The sequence below is a fragment of the Priestia sp. P5_B4 genome, assembly GCF_056400385.1.
Genome location: NZ_JBFULJ010001182.1, coordinates 1 through 942, shown reverse-complemented (window position 1 = coordinate 942; position 942 = coordinate 1). Strand labels below are relative to the sequence as shown.

The window sequence follows — 942 nt, the reverse complement described above, 5'->3', positions numbered from 1 at the left end:
CTCCCAAGCTGATCCGCTAAAAATAGATTCCCAATTGTTTGGCTCTTTGCCATCTTTACCTTCGTGCCAAATATAATAATCACGATATGGATTCTCTTTAGAAGACCTGGATTCTAAAAACCAAGGGTGTTCATCTGAAGTATGATTAATAACTAAATCCATAATCAGCTTCATTCCGCGATGGTGAACTTCATCTAGCAGCTCATCAAAGTCTTTCATTGTTCCGAAATCTTTCATAATATCTTTATAATCACTGATATCGTAGCCATTATCGTCGTTAGGAGACTGATAAATCGGGCAAATCCAAATGACATCAATTCCAAGATCAGATAAATAGTCTAATTTTGAAATAACCCCTTGAATGTCACCAATTCCGTCGCCGTTTGAATCCATGAAGCTTCGCGGGTAGATTTGATACGCAACAGCTTCTTTCCACCATTTCTTTTCCATGTGCTCAACCCCTCAAAATAGTGCTTTTACGTAAGCGTTCGCCTTTACGCATATCGCTATTTTATAATGAATACATGCAAAAAAATAGGTTTTTCACAAAAAAAATCGTTATTCTCTTTTGAATAACGATTCTCACTGCGCTAATTTGTGTTTAAAGGCGTAGATGACGGCTTGAGTCCGGTCCTGTACATCCAGCTTACTTAACAAATTGCTCACATGTGTTTTTACCGTCTTTAGCGCAATAAATAATTCGTCTGCAATCTCTTGATTTGTTTTGCCTTGTGTCATTAGCAGTAAAATTTCCATTTCACGAGCTGTCAGTTCTTCATGAGGTAAAGACGGTTTTCTCATTTTAGACATCATTTTACCGGTTACTTCGGGCTCTAGTACAGATTGCCCCTCATATGTACGGCGAATAGCAGCTGCAATTTCTCCTGCTTTAGACGTTTTTAATAAGTAGCTTGTTGCCCCTGCCTCTAGAGCGGGATATAC

General features: G+C 38.5%; 2 protein-coding genes. Both read right to left on the bottom strand.

The window, feature by feature from the left end:
• Positions 1-450: alpha-amylase family glycosyl hydrolase (locus AC1DRF_RS29785; RefSeq protein ID WP_477742544.1), on the bottom strand; the 450-nt coding region annotated here is incomplete at its 3' end.
• A gap of 132 nt (positions 451-582) precedes the next feature.
• Positions 583-942 (bottom strand): LuxR C-terminal-related transcriptional regulator (locus AC1DRF_RS29780; RefSeq protein ID WP_477742543.1); only part of this gene is annotated, 360 nt, incomplete at its 5' end.